Source organism: Hymenobacter sp. B1770, from assembly GCF_049896385.1.
Classification (GTDB): Bacteria; Bacteroidota; Bacteroidia; order Cytophagales; family Hymenobacteraceae; genus Hymenobacter.
On the sequence record NZ_JAFCUF010000071.1, the window covers coordinates 1 to 688 of the forward strand.

The following is a 688-nucleotide window of genomic DNA, read 5'->3' on the forward strand; positions in this document are numbered from 1 at the left end:
GTTTCTGACCCTTGCCAGCAATGTCTGTACCTTTGCCCACGCATGACCCCTTTCCCCCCTTCCCTTTTTAAGCTTACCCCACCCTGACGATCGGCGTAGAATGCCCCGGCCGCCGCTTCCTGCTGGAAGCGTGCGGCTTTTCTTTTGCCTCTTTTTCAGTGTGATTCATGCAACAAGTTCTTCAGTACTTTACACAGTACCAGGTCAATTACAAAAACGAAATTCTCTCGGGCCTGACCGTAGCCCTGGCCCTGGTGCCGGAGGCCGTGGCCTTTTCCCTCATTGCCGGCGTCTCGCCCCTAGTGGGGCTGTACGCGGCCTTTGTCATGGGCCTGGTCACCTCGCTGCTGGGCGGGCGGCCGGGCATGATTTCCGGCGCCACTGGCGCCATTGCCGTGGTGCTGCTGGCCCTGGCCAAGAGCCACGGCGTGGAATACATCTTCGCCACGGTCATCCTAGCCGGCGTGCTGCAAGTAGCTGCAGGGCTGCTGCGCCTGGGCAAGTTCATTCGCCTGGTGCCGCACTCCGTGATGTTCGGCTTCGTGAACGGGCTGGCCATTATCATCTTCCTCTCGCAGCTGGTGCAGTTTCAGACTGTGGACGCGGCCGGCGCCCACCATTGGCTTGCGGGCCCGCCACTGCTCACCATGCTCGGGCTGGTGGGGCTTACCATTGCCATCATCGTGGG

The 688-nt window shown here is 61.0% G+C and carries 1 protein-coding gene; it reads left to right on the top strand.

Going from position 1 to position 688, the window contains the following annotated elements:
* Positions 1–167 precede the first annotated feature (167 nt).
* Positions 168–688, top strand: a 521-nt coding sequence (locus tag ACP7AJ_RS21525) for a SulP family inorganic anion transporter (protein WP_426062297.1), incomplete at its 3' end; no start/stop codon positions are given.